Origin of the sequence: Hyphomicrobium sp. DY-1 (assembly GCF_047497105.1) — a bacterium.
Lineage (GTDB): Bacteria > Pseudomonadota > Alphaproteobacteria > Rhizobiales > Hyphomicrobiaceae > Hyphomicrobium_B.
Window position 1 is genome coordinate 2,550,809 of record NZ_CP134870.1, and the last position, 18,373, is coordinate 2,569,181.

Consider the following 18,373-nt stretch of genomic DNA (forward strand, 5'->3'; position numbering starts at 1 on the left):
ACATGAACACACTCGGCCCGGTCCCGAAGCGTACGCGCAATCACGTCGCCGTTCTGAAGGGTGGCCTTTCGGCTGAGCGCGAGGTGAGCCTCAATTCCGGCGCGGCGGTTGGGGAGGCGCTGCTGCAGAGCGGCTACACGGTGACCGAGATCGACGTCGACCGCGATCTCGGCAGCCGGTTGGAGGAGCTGAAGCCTGACGTTTGCTTCAACGCGCTGCACGGCAAGTTCGGCGAGGATGGCTGCGTGCAGGGCGTGCTGGAGCTGCTCGGCATTCCCTACACTCACTCCGGAGTTCTGGCGTCGGCACTCGCCATGCACAAGGAGCGGGCGAAGGACATCATGAAGCTTGCGGGAGTGCCCGTTGCCGATGCCACTCTGGTGACGCGCGGCGAGGCGCTGGAGGGCCACGTCATGGCTCCCCCTTACGTCGTAAAGCCGGTGACGGAGGGGTCGAGCGTCGGCGTCGTAATCGTGCCGCCCGGCGCCGAGCGGCCGCCGAACTCGATCGCAGCTGGTGGTCCGCTCGATCAGATCGTGATGGTCGAGCGTTATGTGGCGGGGCGCGAGTTAACCTGCGCCGTCATTGGCAATTTTGTGACGGATATCATTGAAATTGTGCCGCTTCGCGGCCTCGCGTTCTACGATTATGAGGCCAAATACGCACCCGGCGGCTCGAAGCACGAACTGCCCGCGAAACTTTTACCAGATGTTTACCAGACACTCCGTTCCTTAACGTTAAGGGCGCATCAGGCTTTGGGCTGTCGCGGCGTATCGCGGGCCGACTTTCGCTACGACGACACGGCCGGTGGAACGGGCGAGCTGATCTGCCTCGAAGTCAACACTCAGCCGGGCATGACGGGGACATCCCTGGTGCCCGAGCTGGCGGGTTATGCCGGGTGGTCGTTCAGTGACCTAGTCCGGTGGATGGTCGAGGACGCGAGTTGCAACAGGTAGAGAGCAAGCATCGGTTCTGGTGGCGGGCTGCACATGATGCGCCAACGCCGGAACCGGAGGCTGCTCAATGGGTGCCGCCCTCGCCCGAGGCGACGCCGACGACCCGCGGGCGCAGCTCTGCGGATACGATCTCCAAGCGCGTGACGACCAAACTTCAAATTCCGCGTGGCGAACGTCGCCTGAGACGCACGCGTCGCGGACGGCGGTGGGTGATGCCGTCGGCAGTTGCCGCACTGGTCGCGGCTGTCGCTGGCGTGGCGGCCTATACGCTGCCGCTCGACAAGCTCGTGGCTTTCGATTTCTCCGACAAAGCTGACAGTCTGATGATCGCGGCGGGTTTCGGCATCGATCAGGTCAACCTCTCCGGCCAGCATTTCACATCCGATTCCGACGTGTACGACGCCTTGGACCTCACCAACGTAAAAACATTCGCAGCTTTCGATTCTGACGCCGCCATGAAGCGGATCGAGCGCATTCCGTGGATCGATACCGTGCAACTTACTCGCATCTATCCAGGGACGCTCGATATCGTCATTCATGAGCGCGCTCCGGCTTTCGTGTGGACGCGGGGCGAAACGAATTATCTCGTTGATGCGACGGGGCGGGCGCTTGGGCCGATGCCGACCGCCAGCACATGGAAATTGCCACGCGTGGTCGGTGAGGGCGCCGACAGCGAAGCGATGCTGATGCTCTCAGCCGTTCATCTCGTTCCCAAGATCGAGCGGCAGTACGCCTATGGCGAGCGTGTTGCCGAGCGGCGGTGGCGGATCGTCTTGCGGAACGGCACGGCGCTCGACCTCGCCGCCGATCGCGAGATCGAAGGTTTGCAGGAAATCGCCAATACGCCGGCGGTCCAGGCAGCCTTGACCGGCGCGCCGATGATCGTCGACGTGCGCACGCCGGGCCGGATCGCGATGCGGCCGGTAACGTCATCTGCGCGGACGGCATCTCTCAGAAGCTCCGGGACGACAGCGGTCGCCTCGGCGCAACAGTAGGGGGCTGGCATGGCGGAGCGGCGCACCTACAAGACCTTCGGGCTTCTCGATATCGGCACTAGCAAGACTGTTGCCGCCGTCGTCGTCGCCGAATACGTGGCCGGAATGGCGATGCCGTCGTTGCGGCTCGCGGGTCTTGGCATGCAGCGTTCGAAAGGCGTCAAAGCCGGAGTTTTGACGGATCTCGATGAAGCGGAAGGCGTCGTTCGCGGCGTCATCAGCCAAGCAGAGCGCGCGGCCGGAACGTCGGTCGGCGGCTTTACGCTGTCTGTATCGGCGGGGCGGATTTCATCGGTTCATTGCACGGCGCGTGCGGATATCGAAACCGGCAGCGTGCGGGAAGAAGATCTGGCGCGGCTGATGTCAGCGGGCGAAAGCTACGCTGAGCGCAACGGCCGAACGCTGCTCCATCTCAACCACCTGGGCTATGAGGTCGATGGGGCACAGGGTGTCCGCGATCCGCTCGGTCTTTCGGCGCGACGAATCTCGGCCGGGCTGCACGCCGTGACGGCGGATGAAGCGCCGCTGCGCAATCTGCTGGTTCTGATCGACCGGTGCTATGCGAGTTGCGATGCGCTCGTCGCGTCGCCTTATGCAAGTGCGCTCGCTGCTACAACGCTAGAAGAGCGGCAATTCGGTGTGACATGCATCGATTTCGGCGCCGGAACGACGTCGATCACGCTCTTCGCAGATGGGCGCTTTACGGGCATCGACGTGATCCCGGTCGGCAGTCAACATATTACCTACGATATTGCGAAGGCGTTGCAGACGCCACTTGCAGAAGCCGAGCGAATCAAAACGCTTTATGGCACACTCCTCAACGCCCAGTCAGACGAGCATGAGTCGTTCTCCTATCCGATCGCCGGAGAGGAGGATGACGGCAGCTACGAAACAACGAAAGCGCGGCTCACGGATATCATCCGGCCGCGCGTGCAGCAGATCCTGGGGCTTGTGCGCGAGCGCTTAACGCTGAACGCCGCGAGCCGCTACGTGGGAGACAAGATCGTACTGACGGGCGGGGCCAGCCAACTCACCGGATTGCCGGGATTCGTCGCGGATACGTTCGGACGTTCGGTCCGGCTCGGTCGGCCGATGGATCTGCACGGTCTTGCCGCAAGTCTCTCAGGGCCGCAGCTCGCGACGCTTTCCGGTCTTGCGATCGTGGCGGCGCGCGGAGACGGCGAACTCAACATGGCGCGCGGTCGCAAGACCGTGACGCAAGGATATCTCGGTCGCGTCGGAACGTGGCTTAAAGGCGGGTTTTAAAGACGTGTCGAAGACAGAAATGAGATCGTCGAAGCAGGCGGCGTTGGCGGCAGAAACAGTCGTGCCGAACGCCCAACTATCATTCTCGGGGACGCTATGAGCATCAAGCTGCAACTGCCGAAGCTGGTCGACGCCAAGCCTCGGATCACCGTCATCGGCGTCGGCGGCGCGGGCTGCAATGCCGTCAACAACATGATTGCCGCCGGGCTTCAGGGCGTGCAGTTCGTGGTTGCGAACACGGATGCGCAATCGCTCGATGCTTCGAGTGCGGAACATCGCATTCAGCTCGGCGTCAATCTGACCGAAGGGCTCGGCGCAGGCGCCAAGCCGGAGATCGGCGAAGCTGCGGCGGAAGAAGCGCTCGAAGAGCTTCGTACGCATATTGCTGGCGCGCACATGGTGTTCATCGCGGCCGGTATGGGCGGCGGCACTGGCACGGGCGCGGCATCCGTCATCGCGCGGATTGCGCGGGAGCTTGGAGCGCTGACGGTCGGCGTCGTCTGCAAGCCGTTCCAATTCGAAGGCGCGCGGCGCATGCGCATTGCGGAGGCGGGTGTCGAAAACCTGCGCCATCTCGTCGATACGTTGATCGTCATTCCGAACCAGAACCTGTTCCGGATTGCCAATGAGCGGACGACATTTGCGGAAGCCTTTGTTCTGGCCGACCAGGTGCTCTATTCGGGCGTCGCTTGCATCGTCGAGCTTGTTCTCAAGGAAGGCCTTATCAATCTCGATTTCGCCGATGTCCGCACGATCATGAGCGGCATGGGTACGGCGATGATGGGCACGGGCGAAGCGACCGGTGAACAGCGCGCCATACTCGCGGCGGAAGAAGCCATTGCCAATCCGCTGCTCGATGACGTGACGCTGCGCGGCGCCAAGGGATTGCTGCTGTCGATCTCCGGCGGCCGCGACATGACGCTCTATGAGGTTGATGAGGCAGCGAGCCGCATCCGCCAGGAGGTCGATCACGATGCCAACATCATCGTTGGTGCGACATTCGATGAGCAGCTCGGCGATCGTCTTCGCGTCTCGATTGTTGCATCGGGCATGGATCACCGGATGGCCGAACGTATGATGGCGCAGCAGGCGGCCTTCAACGCTGCGCAGCAGGTGCAGGGTCACGGTCAGGGCACGTATGCTCCCCAGTCACAGCAGCAGGCTGCGGAGATGTCGCAGCAGCATGCAGCGCCACAGCAGCAGGTGGAACGCAGTGCCGTGCTCCCCGCACCTCCGGGCGACCTGCAGCGGCGTCTTGCTGAAGCTTTGCAGGCGCCGACGGCTGCGGCACCACAGAATTTTTCTGAGCCTATCCACAGAGAACAACCGCGTGGTGGCCGCGACAGCTGGGTAGCCCCAGGGAATGTCATGATCGAGGACGGGCTGGAAAATTTTCCTCCCCTGTCCGGTAACGCATTGTTACGGACCCCGCCCCTTCCGGCCGACGCTCCGGCGCAAAATTACGATCATCGATTCGAGCCGCAGGCCCCGACGGAGATCCAGCGTGGCGCGCGCCGGGTGCCTGGCATCGAGGAATTTCCGCCGCAGGCGCAGAAGGAATGGAATGCGCGTCAGAACGGCGCTCCGCGGACCCACGGCAGAGATGCAGAAGAGCAAAGAAAACCGGGCCTTTTGGGACGTTTTGCCGGTTTAGGCCGGAGATAATCAGCCGTATACGGAATAGAATTTCTCGCCGCCACATTTCCGGCTTCGAACGTGATAGAAAGGTGGCGAGAGAGTGCGATTTTTCGGGTGAAGAACGCGGTCAAAATGCGGCTGCATCAGGTCTCGGGAAACGTCAAGAATGGTTGCTAAAGCGTAACACAATGTAAGAAAGCGTGATTTGTCGGTGTTTAGCGAAGCAGTTAGCTTTTGTGCATCGACCACTTGTGATGAGCCTTTGATCAGAGCGGACGCGGCCAAAATAAGGCTGGAACGAGCTGATAGAATCAGAAGGACTTCAAGGTAGGTCAGGGGGTGGTTGGCCGCATATGCTGGGGAGCAGCGGTCCGCCAAGAGAATGAGGGACGGCGCTGTATGTCGAATCGATTCATCGGTGCGCGGCAAACCACGCTTGCCCGCGAGATCCAGTTGACAGGCACGGGGGTGCACAGCGGAGCTCCGGTATCACTCACACTGCATCCAGCAGAGGCTGATACTGGGCTCCGCTTTCTCGTTACAAAACGAGGAAGAGTCGTATCGGAAATCGCGGCACACGTAGCGAACGTCAAAAATCTTACACTTTGTACCGTCATCGGCGACAGCGCTGGCACAACAATCAGCACAGTCGAACATCTCCTCGCCGCGCTTCGCGGTCTCTCGATCGACAACCTCTATATCGAGATCGACAGCAAAGAAGTTCCGATCATGGACGGCAGCTCGGCGGAATTCGTCGATGCCATTGACCGGGTCGGCATTCGCGAGCTTTCAGAGCCGCGCAAATACATCAAAGTTCTCAAACCTGTGCGGGTAGAAGAAAACGGCTGCTGGGGCGAACTTGAGCCGCATGCCGGGTTCCGCATGGACGTTGAAATCGATTTTGCAACGCCGGTGATCGGTCGCCAGCGGCTGCAGTACGAAATGAGCCCCGGCGTTTTCCGCCACGAGATCTCCCGCGCTCGCACGTTCGGCTTCATGAGCGACGTCGAGAAGTTGTGGAAGGCAGGTCTTGCACTCGGAGCCGACCTCACCAACACGGTTGCGATCGGCGACGGCAAGGTCATGAACCGTGACGGCCTTCGCTATCCGCAAGAGTTCGTGCGTCACAAAATGCTCGACGCGGTTGGCGATTTGGCGCTTGCCGGACTGCCGCTCCTTGGCGCGTATCGCTCTTACAAGGGCGGTCACAAGCTCAACTCGATGGTGCTTCAGGCCCTGTTCGCCGATGCGTCGAACTGGGAATACGCGCAGGCACCGCGCACCCGTGCAAGCCGCTCGCCGGTTCAGATCGTGTCTGAGACGGTTGTCGCCGCGGAATAAGCTTCGGCTTATTCCCGTCGGCTGGTGCTCCTGGCCCAATCGACGGCCTGGAATGCACCATATTCTGACGATACACTCGCCACACGGGGCTGTTAGCAGACAGCGCGCTGCCGACGATTCATCTTTCGGGGCGCGTCTCGGGGTGCTATCCGCTTGCGATCGTTGAGACGTGTGGTCGACAGCAACGCAGCCGTCGGCCTCTTTTGGAAGCAACGCGGCGTATGATGATATCGGCACGGCATCTTCTGAAAATCGTGAGCACAGTGTCGGTGTTGCTAGTGCTCGCGTTCTCGATGCTTGCCGTCGGCGGTTGCAGCAATGGACCGAAGCTCGATACGGCTGCGCTCAATCCCGATCCGCCAGCGAAGATGTTCGCCGACGCCGACGCGATGATGACGAAAGGCAATTTCGAAGACGCCGCGACGAAGTTCGAAGCCGTCGATCGCGACCACCCCTACTCGCAGGAAGCGCGCAAATCGATCGTGATGGCCGCATATGCGTATTATCGTGCCGGCAAGGCGCCGGAAGCGATCGCCTCGGCCGAGCGTTACGTCGCGATGCATCCGGGCACGAAAGAAGCGCCCATGGCGCACCATATTATCGCGGAAGCCTATTTCGATCAGATGAACAAGGCGGACCGCGATCAGACGGCGGCTCGCAAGGCGCTTGAGCAGCTCAAAATCTTGAAGGCGCGTTATCCGGACAGCGAGTACGCTAAGGACGCCGACAACAAAATTCGCATCTGCTTGGACAATCTCGCCGCTCAAGAGATGAATGTCGGGCGGTATTATCTTGATCGGCACAACTACGTCGGCGCCATCAATCGCTTCAAGACGGTCGTCAGCGATTATCAGACGACGGCGCATGTCGAGGAGGCGCTGGCGCGTCTTGTCGAATGCTATATGGCGCTCGGCATCACCAAGGAAGCCCAGAACGCAGCGGCGATCCTTGGACACAACTATCCCGACAGCAAGTGGTACAAGGATTCCTACGCTCTACTGGAATCGGGCGGTCTGGCGCCACGCGAGGACAGCGATTCCTGGCTGAGCAAGACCTGGAATTCCGTTCCGAAGCTCTCGGTCCCGACGATCAAGATGCCGAGCATCAGCATGGGTAGCGGCTGATCTTGTCGGTCCGGCGGGTGGAACCTGTCGCTGTCACACCCTCCACATTGTGCTAGATCTGAAAGCGGGGCCCGATTTTATTTCGGGCTTGTGCTTTTCCGATGCTTTGAAAATTACGATGTCTGACGCCAAATCAAGAAAGAAGCGCAAGACCGTCTCAGCGGCGTCAGCGGGAAGCGGGACGCCTGCCGACGAGATTGCCCGGCTATCAGCCGAAATCGCGCATCACGATCAGCTTTATTACCGGCATGACGCACCGGAGATTTCCGACGCCGAATACGATGCGCTGCGTCGCCGTCTTGGTGATCTTGAGAAAGCCCATCCCGAGCTTCGGCGCGAAGACAGCCCAACGGTGAAGGTCGGTGCGGCTCCGGTCGCGGCGTTCGGCAAGATTCGCCACGACGTACCGATGCTGTCGCTGGGCAACGCGTTCGACGATCAGGACGTCGTCGATTTCGTCGAGCGGGTGCGCCGTTTTCTCATGCTCGGCGAAGACGACACGCTCGAAGTGACTTCCGAGCCGAAGATCGACGGGCTTTCGATTTCGATCCGCTATGAGCATGGCGAGTTGGTGCAGGCCGCCACGCGCGGCGATGGGGCGGAAGGCGAGAACGTTACGGCCAACATCAAGACAGTTCGCGAGATTCCGCATAAGCTCAAGGGCAAGGACATTCCCGAGCTGATCGACATTCGCGGCGAGATCTATCTCGGCCACAAAGATTTCGAAGCGTTGAATGCCGCACAGGCTGAAAGCGGCGATAAGATCTTTGCCAACCCCCGCAACGCCGCTGCCGGTTCGCTTCGGCAGCTCGATGCGTCGATTACGGCGAAGCGCCCGCTGCGTTTTTTCGCGTATGCGTGGGGTGCGGTTTCGAAACTTCCGGAGGACACGCAAGCGGGCGTCGTCAAAGCGTTCGCGCATTGGGGATTGCCGGTCAATCCACTGATGCGGATCGCGACGACGACGGAGGAGCTGCTGGCGTTCTATCGCAATATCGAAGAGAAGCGCGCGTCGCTGGGCTATGACATCGACGGAGTCGTCTACAAGGTGAACCGGCTCGACTACCAGGAACGGTTGGGGTTTGTGTCGCGCTCGCCGCGCTGGGCGATTGCGCACAAGTTCGCCGCCGAGCAGGTGACGACCGTTCTTGAAAAGATTGATATTCAAGTGGGGCGCACGGGTGCGCTGACGCCGGTCGCGAAGCTGAAGCCCGTGACGGTCGGCGGCGTCGTCGTGTCGAACGCGACGCTGCACAACGAAGATGAGATCGCGCGCAAAGATATTCGCGAAGGCGATACGGTCATCGTGCAGCGAGCGGGCGATGTCATTCCTCAGGTCGTCGAAGTGGTGCTGGCGAAGCGCCCCTCGCACTCGCATCCATTCAAGTTCCCGACCGTTTGCCCGGTGTGCGGCAGTCATGCAGTGCGAGAGGCCGTCGAGGAAACGGGCAAGGCGGACGTCGTGCGCCGTTGCACGGGCGGTCTCATTTGTCCGGCGCAAGTCAAAGAGCGTCTGAAGCATTTCGTGTCGCGCAATGCCTTCGATATTGAGGGATTGGGCACGGAGAAGATCGAGTTTTTCTTCGATACGGGGCGGATCAAATCGCCTGCGGATATTTTCACGCTGGAAGCCCGCGATAAGGCGTCGGACGAACCGCTGCTGAAAGTCCGCGGTTTCAAGGAAACGTCGGTCCGCAAGCTGTTTGCCGCCATCGACGCGCGCCGCGAGCTTCCGCTCGATCGATTTTTATTCGCACTCGGCATTCGGCACATTGGGGAGACGACCGCGAAAGACCTCGCAAAAGCCTACGGAACGCTGGACGCGCTGCGTTCGGCTGTCGATGCGGCGGTCGAGGGCGGAAAAGGCAGCGACGCCTATCAGGATATCGACAATATCGAAGGCATCGGCGAGACGGTGGTCGATGCACTCGTCGATTTCTTCGGCGAGGATCACAACCAGGAACAGATTGCAGCGCTGCTGAAGGAAGTGACCGTTACACCTTTTGTGCGTACGCAAACGAAAGAGTCGCCTGTCACCGGCAAGACGGTTGTCTTCACGGGAACGCTGACGAAGCTGACGCGCAACGAAGCGAAAGCGCAGGCGGAGCGTCTCGGCGCGAAGGTTTCAGGCTCTGTTTCGAAGAAGACGGATTACGTCGTTGCAGGCGCGGAAGCGGGCTCGAAGCTCGATAATGCACGGGCGCTGGGCGTTACCGTGCTCGACGAAGACGGGTGGCTTGCGCTGATTGGGCTGGCGTGAGCCGCCCGGTTTAAACCGGTGCCGTCGCCTGCTTCAGCCAATTGCGCGTCGAAGGATCGAGGCTCTGCGCAAGCGTATCGTAGACGCGCTTATGATAGGCGTTGAGCCAGTCACGCTCGCTCCTTTCCAACATCTCGGGAAGGATAAGCCGCCGGTCGATGGGCGCGAGCGTCAACGTCTCGAACTCCATCGTTTCGCGGTCGCCACCTTCGACGGTTTCCGGCATTGTCACGAGCACGACGTTTTCGATGCGGATGCCGTATTCGCCGACCTTGTAATAACCGGGCTCGTTCGAGATCAGCATGCCGGGGTGCAACGGCGCCATGCCGGCGCGCGAGATCGACTGCGGTCCTTCATGGACTGACAGATAGCTGCCGATTCCGTGGCCTGTGCCGTGATCGAAGTCAGCGCCGATCTGCCAAAGTGCGCGACGTGCGAACGGGTCGAGGTCGATGCCGCGAGTGCCTTTCGGAAAGCGCGCTGTTGCGACTGCAATATGACCTTTCAGGACAGCCGTGAAATGCCGCTGCATGTCCTTGGTCGGTTTGCCGACGGCAATCGTGCGGGTGATGTCGGTGGTGCCATCAGGATACTGGCCGCCGCTGTCGATCAGGAACAGTTCTCCGGGCTTCACGCGGCGGTTGGTTTCGTCGGAGACGCGGTAATGCACGATGGCGCCGTTTGGGCCGGAGCCGGAGATCGTCGGGAAGCTCACATCGCGCAGCATGTTGGTGTCGCGGCGGAATTCTTCGAGCTTCTGCACGGCGGTGATTTCGTCGAGCGTGCCGTCGGATGCCCAGTCATCGAGCCAGGCGAGGAAGCGTACCACGGCGTGACCGTCGCGGACATGGGCGGCGCGTGCACCGACGACCTCCGCATCGGACTTGATGGCTTTGGGAAGGATGCACGGATCCTGGCCGCGCGAGATGAGCTTGGCACCGAGCTTTTGCTCGAACCAATAGGCAGCTGTTTCGGGATCGAGGCGAACCCGTTTGCCTTTGGCTTTCAGCTCTTTTACGCGGTCCGGCAGCATCGCGGGTGGGAGCAGCCTGGCGACGGGTGCGACGTCGGCGCGGGCTTCGTTGTCGAGGCGATCGGGCGCAATGAAGAGTTCGGCTTTGCCACTCGCGGGAACGATGGCGAAAGCGAGAACGACAGGGTTATGTGCAACGTCGCTGCCGCGAATGTTGAACAGCCAGCAGATCGAATCCGGCAGCGTCAGGATGACGGCGCTCTGGCCGTCTTGTTTCAAGCGCGTCTGCAATTCGGAGATTTTGTCGGCGGCCGTTCGGCCTGCAAAGGCAATCGGCTGGGCGATGACAGGATTTTGCGGCGGCTTAGGGCGGTCCTTGCCCCACAGAACGTCGATCGGATTTTTCGACAGCGCCTTGAGCTTGATGCCTTTCGGCGCGAGTGCCGCCGTCAGGCGATTGATCTCTCCGGCGGTGTGGTTCCAAGGGTCGAATCCGACCGTGCCACCCTTGGCGACGTTCGCGATCAACCAGTCCGCCAGCTTCGGACGTAACAAGAGCGAAACTTCGAAAACTTTTGTGTCGGTTTCGGCGGCGGCCTGCACGGTGTAGCGGCCGTCGATCGCCAGCACGGCGGCTTTCTTGCCGACAACGGCGATGCCGGCGGAGCCCGAAAACCCCGTCAGCCATTTCAGGCGCTCGGCGCAGGCCGGAACATATTCGCCCTGATGCTTATCGGCCCGGGGAACAAGAACGGCGTCGATTTTCGACTTCGCCATGTAGGCGCGGAGCGCCTTTACGCGTTCCGCAACGCGTTCGGGCTTGGACAAGGAATGGAATGTCTGCAGCATGGCTGATTTTCTAAGCACCGGGCGGTGAGATTTCAACGCCGCCAGAAGGTCAAGGTCGACCAGCCGGTGATGCGGTCGTGGCGCTGAAGGGTGAAGCCGTGAGCCAGGTATGTCGCAATGACCTCGGGCGCTTGCGGCAAGAGAATGCCGGAGAGCACCAGTGTTCCTCCTGGAATGACGGCGCGGGCAATCGACGACGAAAGGTAAATCAGCGGTCCCGCCAGGATATTTGCGACCAGGAAATCAAAGGGTGCGCGCTCGCGAACTCTCGGATGTCCAAGACCGTTACCGACGAACAGCGCGATACGTTTGCCCGCACCGTTGAGGCGGACGTTTTCGCTCGCGACCTTGACAGACTGCGGGTCCATGTCGGCGGCGACGATGCGTGTGTGCGGCATGGCCTTTGCGGCAGCGATAGCGAGCACGCCCGAGCCGCAGCCGAGGTCGAGCATGTTCTTGTAAGCGTGCGCGCGCGTCAGCCGGTCGATGGCGAGAAGGCATCCAAGCGTCGTCGCGTGATGGGCCGTTCCGAAGGCTTCGCCCGCGTCGATCAGGATGGCGTTCGGTCCGTGCGCGACACGGCCCTTATCGTGGCTGCCATGGATCGTGAAACGACCGGCGGGCACGGGCGGCAGGGCAGCTTGCGAAATCGCGACCCAGTTTAACTCCGGCACCGCTTCTGTTTCGAATGGCGGCAGCGGCCATTCGACGAACGCGGCCAGTTCAGCGGCAACGTCGCGTTCGCCGGACTCGGCGTCGAAATAAGCTTCGACGCGCCAGCGATCCGGGCCGTCTTCGAAGACGGTCAGGGCATCGGGCGGCGGCTCAAGCAGATCTTGCATGGCGTTGCCGGTCGCGTACGCGAGCGTGCGATCGGCGAAAAGAGCTGTGACTTTTCTGACTGACATCGGATGCTAAGGGTTGGGGACGGATTTGCCCTCGTATTCATAGCCCTCGGAGGTAATCGGATCGGGCAGGTGATCGAGGAACAAATCCCATTTGTCGTCGATGTGCTTCGCCGCCTCGGCCGGCGGCAACGTGACAAAAGTGCCGTCGGGCTTTTCAGTTACGATTCCATCGCGGATTAACCGATCCAAAGCATCGTCGATCTCAAAGTCGATTTTCATGCCGAACGTGCGCGTCAGGTAGTTTTCGATGGCGAGGTCGATGGAGGGCAGGTCGGCGCGGGTCGCGGGCTCCTTGGCGAGGACGCTGTAGAGCAGCATTTCCTCTTTCACGTCTTCCTCGGCGCCGCGCGCTGCGATTTTCAGGATGACGCCGCGATTGTCGGCCATGGTGTGAAAATAGAGGTTCTGCGCCATCACGACCATGTAGCGTTGTTTCTGATTGAGAAAGCCCATCGCTTGGCGGACGGCGATGCCGCCAAGGCCCGCCAACGCGCCGATGGCTGCAATCGGATTGCTCAACACCAGCGCGAGTTTGCCCGCCGCTCCGACTGCGCCCATGCCGAGCCCGCCGCCAGCCGTCACGCCCAGGCGTAGCTTGTCCATGGCACGAAAGCGAACTTCGGTGTTCGGGAAGATCATCTCGACGTCAGTGCGCGGAATATTCTTGAAGAGCTTCAGATAAATGTTTCTGTCGTTGATGCTGGGCGGCAGATGCTGGCGACGATGTTCGACCCATTTTTCCGCGGCATCGCGCGACATCTTTTTCTCGCGCATGACTTCTTCGACGCGTGTCTCGGTGGTCTTCAGTTTGAACATCAGGAACAGACGCTGGAAAATTGGTACGTCGAACTCTTCCTTGTGCAGGAATTTGCGCAGGGAGCGTTTCTCGTATTTCCGGTTTGAAGCGCCGCGATAGTAGATCGCAATCCGCTCGAAAGCTTTCATATCGACGAAGAGATCGAGGCCGTAATGGCTTTCGCGAGTGAGGATGACTTCGACGTCGTTGGGATCGATACGCTCATAGTTGGCGCGCACGAGCAGGCTTTCGACGCCTTCGAAGACACGATGCTGCAAGACCTCGCGATCGTCGTCGGAGAACTTGCGGGTCATCAGGAGGTCGCTGTCGGGAGAGAACGCCTCATACGTCTGTTCGAGTTCCAACAGCATCGAGAAATACTGCTGTTGCCGCCAGTAATCGAGATAGCGGAAGAAGCGCCGCGCCTCGGCGGCTCGTCCGGGCGCCCAGAGGTGCGTCTGCGTAAGGCGGTCAAGCAGCGCGAACCGCGTCACCGGGATGAAACGTTCGCGTTTGCGCTTATCGTCGGGCGCGAGAATATCGATGGGTTCGCGCGCGGCGTCCTCGGGCATCGCGGCTGGCTTTGGATCGAGGTCGGCCAAATCCGAGAGCCTGTCGTACAGGCTTTGCTTCCGGCGCATTCGACCCGATGCAAAGTCCGTCGCCGCCATTATGCTCTCCCCCGAACTTGCTTTGCGATCCAGTTTCTTGCCCCCAGGACCTCATATAGAGTCACCGGGGAATTTTCGAGCGTGTCAGCACTTCTTCGCCGAAAAATGACGCGTGCCGTGGCGCAAGGATCAAAGGACTTGTTGTCCGCTAGTTGGTTGATGATACATCATTAAATGCACGCATGCCTTGTATAATTTGCGTTTATAACTTGCTCTTTCGCCACAGTGTTGCCGCTGTTTAGCTAGGATCATGAACGGCGGCACGACAGGGGATTTTGCGGGGGCGCGAAATGGGGGCTTTGCGTTTTTTAGCCTTGGGCTTTGCTGTGTGCATGGCCCTTGCGAGCACCGTCGCGGCGGCTGACGAGCTTGTGCTGCCTTATTCCTGCATAATGGATAGAGGTGTTCCGCGTCTCGCTCCATCCGAAATGACAACGTACCGGATTGTCGGGCCACGGGAAGATCAGCCTTTTACAGCTTGTGCATCTTCAGCGGCTTGGACCTGTGAAACGATGATGGTCCACAAGTTCACCGTCGAGTGTGGCGGGGAACGCGTTGCTTGGGCCAAGGTGGCCGCTTCAGCCAAGGCGTTGGGCGTCGTCCTGCCGGAAAAACTCCCGCCAGGATATGCGCCGGTGAGCCGCCTCAAAGGCCGCTTCGTTCTTCCCGGGTTCGGCAAAACGACAATGCTGCCGAGCGTCACCTCAGAGAAGCTATCGCGCGATGCGGTGATCGAGGCGCCGGCGCAGAAGGTGGAACCTGAATCCGCGGCTTGGGTGACCGTCGTCGATCCCGTCGCAGCGCCTCCGGCTGCGACCGGCAACGCCTTTAAAGTAGCGGGCGTGATTTCAACGCTGTTGGTGTCGCTCTTGCTCGCGTGCATCGTTCTGGTGCGGCGGCGGCAGCTGATGGCGTTCGAATTTTCATTCGGAGCCGGAAACGCTGTTCCGGCTGGGGCGCGATTCTGGGAGTTCGCGGCAGCGCCATTCTCGCTGTTTCAGCGGCGGTTCGAGTCTTGGCGGCCGGGATCGTCAGCAGCCGACGATGACGACGACGGCTCCGAGATGCTGGCGCCGATCCGTACACGATTGCACGAAACCGAGTTTCTCGTTTCGATGCTTCCAGCTGATCTCTTGTTGCGTGACGTCCTCACGTCGGAACTCGATAGCTTGCATGATCGCCTCGCGGATCTGGGACGTCGTGAGGCGCAGCTTGGCGTAGAGCGGGTCAATAGCGCGATCCGGACGATTGTGCGGGATCTCGATCGTGTCAGCCGGATTGCGCAGGGGGCAATGCCGGCTTCGGCCGAGATGCGGGCGTCGGCGGCGCCTGAGCCCGATGTGCCGTCAACCGTGTTCGAGGCTTACCGCATCCTGGGTCTCAACCCGGATGCACCAGATGCGGCGGTCAAGAAGATCGTCGACGCGCTGAGGATGTCGTGGCATCCGGATCACGCCAAGAACGAAGCCGACCGGCGGTATCGCGAGCAGCGGATCAAGCAGGTCAATGCGGCGTGGGACTTGTTGAAGGTGAAGCGGGCGGCTGCGGCTTGATAACGGTGATTGTAGAGAAATAAACGGCACCGCGATTTGCGATGCCGTTTATTCGAGCCCTGGTTTGCTGTTCTTGCCTGTCATCAGGATGAAGAACGATGTGCGACCGGAAGATTACGGACTTCCTCCTCGGTCAGCGGCTGTTGCATATCGGCTAATTCATAATTGCGCCGGTTGGCCCGGCTCAAATCGCGCTGGGCACCAATGCGTCGCGTTAGGGTTTCCCCGTCCTTCCCGCGCACGACGCCTATCTTACCTCTCAGAGGAAAGCGGTAAGTGCTCATGGATAGCTCCTTTCAAGGACTCTACCCTCCCAAACCAAGAATTCCCGCTCGAGTTTCACGCTCCCGCAACTTTTTTTTCATTTTATTTCAGGAACTTAGGTCGCAACGCATGCGTCGTCGGCCGGTAATGAACCGGCGGCGCAAAGATTTACAGCAGCTGATGAACCCCCACAGCTCAACGAGCAGTGGAGCGTATGCCTCAGAATTGCGGCAATATGAAGAAACTGGCGGCGAGACTTGGGCGCCACCTGAGTATTAACTATAGCGGGTTGGTCATGCGACGTCAACGAAACTGGCGACGACCCGTTTGGTCGAGCCGTCATCGAACTCGATCGTCAGTTTGTTGCCGTCGACGTGGGTGACGGTCCCGAGCCCGAATTTTTCGTGACGCACCCGCGTGCCAGTCTTGAACGAGGGGGCGGCGGCGGTTGACGCTGCGACGAGTTCGCCTTCGAGCGTCAGCGGGCCGCGTGACCGCTTCTTTTGTTTCTGATCACTCCGGCTCCAGGACTGCTGGGCGCGTTGCCAGCCGGGCGTATTGTAGCTCGATTTGAACGGTTCGGCGCCGCCCGCGCGGTCAAACCGGCTGGTGCCGAACGAGCCGCCGAAGCCGAACGGGTTCTGCCGGCCGCCGTAGGGCATCTCGCTTTCGACAATCTCGACGGTGGCTTCGGGCAGCTCATCAACGAAGCGCGATGGCAGTGCCGACTGATAGAGACCGTGCGTGCGGCGGTTCTGCGCAAAGGAAATCTTGGCGCGGCGCTTGGCGCGCGTCAGCCCGACATAGGCCAGCCTGCGTTCCTCTTCGAGGCCGGCTTTCCCGCTTTCGTCGAGCGAGCGCTGATGGGGAAAAAGCCCTTCCTCCCACCCCGGCAGGAAAACGATGCCGAACTCCAAGCCTTTGGCGGCATGCAGCGTCATCAAGGAGACACGGTCGCCATCGTTGCCCTGGTCGGCGTCCATGACGAGCGACACATGTTCGAGGAAGCCCTGCAGCGTGTCGAAGTCGTGCATGAAGCGCACGAGTTCTTTCAAGTTTTCAAGCCGCGTCTGCGATTGCGGGCTCTTGTCCGCCTGCCACATGGCTGTGTAGCCCGATTCATCGAGGATGAGTTCGGCGAGGTCGGTGTGGCGCATGTGCTCCAGATTGGCGCGCCAGCGTTCGAACGATTGCGTAACATCGAATAGAGATTTTCGGGCTTTCGGCGTCAGCTCGTCGGTTTCGATGATCTCGCGCGCGGCTTGATATAGAGGAATGGAGCGGGCGCGAGCCAGCTCGTGAATGCGCTTGATCGTCGTATCGCCGAGGCCGCGTTTCGGCACGTTGACAATGCGCTCGAATTTCAAGTCGTTCGCTGGATTGGCGACAACGTCGAGATAGGCGATTGCGTCCTTGATTTCCTGGCGTTCATAGAAGCGCGGGCCGCCGATGACGCGATAGGGGAGGCCCAGCGTGATGAAGCGGTCTTCGATGGCGCGCATCTGAGACGAGGCGCGGACGAGCACGGCCATATCGTTCAATGGTTCGTGGGCGCGCTGCAGGTTCTCGATGTCGTCGCCGATGGCGCGGGCTTCGGCCTCGTCGTCCCAGAAGTTTGCGACTTTGATCTTCGCGCCTGAAGCGCCGTCGGTGAAGAGCGTCTTGCCGAGGCGGTCTTTGTTCTTAGCGATCAGGCCGGAAGCGGCGGCGAGAATGTTGGCGGTCGAGCGGTAATTGCGCTCCAGGCGGATGACTTTCGCGCCAGGGAAATCTTTCTCGAAGCGCAGGATGTTGTCGACTTCAGCGCCGCGCCATCCGTAAATCGACTGATCGTCGTCGCCGACGCAGCAGATGTTCGGCGACCCTTGCGCGAGAAGCCTGAGCCACAGGTACTGCGCGACGTTTGTGTCCTGATACTCGTCAACGAGGATGTAGCGGAAGCGGCGATGGTAATCGGCGAGCACGTCAGGGTGCTGGCGGAACAGACGGATGCATTCGAGCAATAGATCGCCGAAGTCGCAGGCGTTCAGGTCTTTGAGGCGCGCCTGATAGGCGGCGTAGAGTTGCGCGCCCTTGCCGGCAGCGAACGAGAAGGCTTCGCCGCCTGGAACTTTGTCGGGCGTCAGGCCGCGGTTTTTCCAGCCGTCGATCAGACTTGCGAGCTGGCGTGCGGGCCAGCGGTCCTTGTCGATACCTGCTGCCTCGATCACTTGTTTCAGCAAGCGAACCTGATCGTCGTCGTCAAGGATCGTGAAACCAGGTTTCAGATCGACGAGTTCGACGTGACGGCGCAGAATCTTGACGCCAATCGAATGGAAGGTGCCGAGCCACTGCATGCCTTCCAGCGTGCCGCCGATCAGCGAGCCGATACGCTCACGCATTTCGCGGGCGGCCTTGTTCGTGAACGTGACGGCGAGAAGCTGCGAGGGATAGGCGCGGCCGGTTGCCAGAATATGGGCGATGCGGGTCGTCAGAACGCGAGTTTTGCCGGTTCCGGCGCCGGCCAGAACCAGGAGCGGGCCTTCGGTCGTTTCGACGGCTTCGCGCTGCTCCGGATTGAGACCGTCCAGATACGTCGGCTGGCCGCGAGACGCCGCAACGGCGCGCGCCGAAATCGACATACCACTCTTGCCGCTCTCGTGCGGTTTCGCGGCGGGAGCGTCGGGCAAATCGAACGGCGGATCGTCGTCATCGTGCGGCAAATCTGCGCCGCCGGCAGCGTCCGGCTTTTGAATCGAGGTCATGGAACTCAGGTAACCCACCGAAGCTGATCGTACAA

General features: G+C 60.6%; 13 protein-coding genes. 8 read left to right on the forward strand and 5 right to left on the reverse strand.

Going from position 1 to position 18,373, the window contains the following annotated elements; all coding sequences use genetic code 11:
* Positions 1 to 2 precede the first annotated feature (2 nt).
* From RLW41_RS12075 to ligA, 7 genes are all read left to right on the forward strand, one after another.
* Positions 3 to 956 (forward strand): D-alanine--D-alanine ligase, encoded by a 954-nt coding sequence (locus RLW41_RS12075; RefSeq protein WP_414461580.1) that lies wholly within the window; start codon positions 3 to 5, stop codon positions 954 to 956.
* Complete coding sequence (locus tag RLW41_RS12080; RefSeq protein WP_414461581.1) at positions 944 to 1,951, forward strand: cell division protein FtsQ/DivIB; 1,008 nt, start codon at positions 944 to 946, stop codon at positions 1,949 to 1,951. Before RLW41_RS12075 ends, RLW41_RS12080 begins: the two co-directional genes overlap by 13 nt.
* Before the next feature lie 9 nt (positions 1,952 to 1,960).
* Positions 1,961 to 3,217 carry a cell division protein FtsA gene (gene ftsA / locus RLW41_RS12085; RefSeq protein WP_414461582.1) on the forward strand — a complete coding sequence of 419 codons (1,257 nt, stop codon included), beginning with the start codon at positions 1,961 to 1,963 and terminating at the stop codon, positions 3,215 to 3,217.
* Positions 3,218 to 3,313: 96 nt separating this feature from the next.
* Complete coding sequence (gene ftsZ / locus RLW41_RS12090) at positions 3,314 to 4,882, forward strand: cell division protein FtsZ (protein WP_414461583.1); 1,569 nt, start codon at positions 3,314 to 3,316, stop codon at positions 4,880 to 4,882.
* 372 nt (positions 4,883 to 5,254) lie between these two features.
* On the forward strand, positions 5,255 to 6,196 hold the full coding sequence (lpxC, locus tag RLW41_RS12095; protein ID WP_013945988.1) for a UDP-3-O-acyl-N-acetylglucosamine deacetylase: 942 nt from the start codon (positions 5,255 to 5,257) through the stop codon (positions 6,194 to 6,196).
* Positions 6,197 to 6,417: 221 nt separating this feature from the next.
* The gene (locus tag RLW41_RS12100; protein ID WP_409561968.1) at positions 6,418 to 7,320 is read left to right on the forward strand and encodes an outer membrane protein assembly factor BamD; all 903 of its coding nucleotides are present in this window, start codon (positions 6,418 to 6,420) and stop codon (positions 7,318 to 7,320) included.
* A 118-nt stretch (positions 7,321 to 7,438) separates the two neighbouring features.
* On the forward strand, positions 7,439 to 9,580 hold the full coding sequence (gene ligA, locus RLW41_RS12105; protein ID WP_414461584.1) for an NAD-dependent DNA ligase LigA: 2,142 nt from the start codon (positions 7,439 to 7,441) through the stop codon (positions 9,578 to 9,580).
* A 10-nt stretch (positions 9,581 to 9,590) separates the two neighbouring features.
* Here ligA and RLW41_RS12110 read toward each other — a convergent pair whose 3' ends face one another.
* The 3 genes from RLW41_RS12110 to RLW41_RS12120 are packed head-to-tail and all read right to left on the reverse strand — an operon-like array spanning position 9,591 to position 13,777.
* Complete coding sequence (locus tag RLW41_RS12110; protein WP_414461585.1) at positions 9,591 to 11,402, reverse strand: aminopeptidase P family protein; 1,812 nt, start codon at positions 11,400 to 11,402, stop codon at positions 9,591 to 9,593.
* 32 nt (positions 11,403 to 11,434) lie between these two features.
* Positions 11,435 to 12,310 carry a 50S ribosomal protein L11 methyltransferase gene (locus tag RLW41_RS12115; protein ID WP_414461586.1) on the reverse strand — a complete coding sequence of 292 codons (876 nt, stop codon included), beginning with the start codon at positions 12,308 to 12,310 and terminating at the stop codon, positions 11,435 to 11,437.
* A gap of 6 nt (positions 12,311 to 12,316) precedes the next feature.
* Positions 12,317 to 13,777 (reverse strand): TMEM143 family protein, encoded by a 1,461-nt coding sequence (locus RLW41_RS12120; protein WP_414461587.1) that lies wholly within the window; start codon positions 13,775 to 13,777, stop codon positions 12,317 to 12,319.
* 512 nt (positions 13,778 to 14,289) lie between these two features.
* Between RLW41_RS12120 and RLW41_RS12125 the strand changes: the two genes are divergently transcribed.
* Positions 14,290 to 15,330: a J domain-containing protein gene (locus RLW41_RS12125; protein ID WP_409561973.1), complete on the forward strand. Its 1,041-nt coding sequence runs from the start codon at positions 14,290 to 14,292 to the stop codon at positions 15,328 to 15,330.
* Positions 15,331 to 15,413: 83 nt separating this feature from the next.
* Here RLW41_RS12125 and RLW41_RS12130 read toward each other — a convergent pair whose 3' ends face one another.
* Together RLW41_RS12130 and RLW41_RS12135 are read right to left on the reverse strand one after the other, a co-directional pair.
* Positions 15,414 to 15,614 carry a hypothetical protein gene (locus RLW41_RS12130; RefSeq protein WP_013945995.1) on the reverse strand — a complete coding sequence of 67 codons (201 nt, stop codon included), beginning with the start codon at positions 15,612 to 15,614 and terminating at the stop codon, positions 15,414 to 15,416.
* A 273-nt stretch (positions 15,615 to 15,887) separates the two neighbouring features.
* On the reverse strand, positions 15,888 to 18,338 hold the full coding sequence (locus RLW41_RS12135) for an ATP-dependent helicase (RefSeq protein ID WP_414461588.1): 2,451 nt from the start codon (positions 18,336 to 18,338) through the stop codon (positions 15,888 to 15,890).
* Positions 18,339 to 18,373: the final 35 nt, after the last annotated feature.

What these genes read in the sequence shown, in the direction of transcription:
- RLW41_RS12075 (WP_414461580.1), top strand. Translation starts at nt 3, where the DNA reads ATGAACACACTCGGCCCGGTCCCGAAGCGTACGCGCAATCACGTCGCC.
- ftsA (WP_414461582.1), top strand. Translation starts at nt 1,961, where the DNA reads ATGGCGGAGCGGCGCACCTACAAGACCTTCGGGCTTCTCGATATCGGC.
- ftsZ (WP_414461583.1), top strand. Translation starts at nt 3,314, where the DNA reads ATGAGCATCAAGCTGCAACTGCCGAAGCTGGTCGACGCCAAGCCTCGG.
- lpxC (WP_013945988.1), top strand. Translation starts at nt 5,255, where the DNA reads ATGTCGAATCGATTCATCGGTGCGCGGCAAACCACGCTTGCCCGCGAG.
- RLW41_RS12100 (WP_409561968.1), top strand. Translation starts at nt 6,418, where the DNA reads ATGATGATATCGGCACGGCATCTTCTGAAAATCGTGAGCACAGTGTCG.
- ligA (WP_414461584.1), top strand. Translation starts at nt 7,439, where the DNA reads ATGTCTGACGCCAAATCAAGAAAGAAGCGCAAGACCGTCTCAGCGGCG.
- RLW41_RS12110 (WP_414461585.1), bottom strand. Translation starts at nt 11,402, where the DNA reads ATGCTGCAGACATTCCATTCCTTGTCCAAGCCCGAACGCGTTGCGGAA.
- RLW41_RS12115 (WP_414461586.1), bottom strand. Translation starts at nt 12,310, where the DNA reads ATGTCAGTCAGAAAAGTCACAGCTCTTTTCGCCGATCGCACGCTCGCG.
- RLW41_RS12120 (WP_414461587.1), bottom strand. Translation starts at nt 13,777, where the DNA reads ATGGCGGCGACGGACTTTGCATCGGGTCGAATGCGCCGGAAGCAAAGC.
- RLW41_RS12125 (WP_409561973.1), top strand. Translation starts at nt 14,290, where the DNA reads ATGATGGTCCACAAGTTCACCGTCGAGTGTGGCGGGGAACGCGTTGCT.
- RLW41_RS12130 (WP_013945995.1), bottom strand. Translation starts at nt 15,614, where the DNA reads ATGAGCACTTACCGCTTTCCTCTGAGAGGTAAGATAGGCGTCGTGCGC.
- RLW41_RS12135 (WP_414461588.1), bottom strand. Translation starts at nt 18,338, where the DNA reads ATGACCTCGATTCAAAAGCCGGACGCTGCCGGCGGCGCAGATTTGCCG.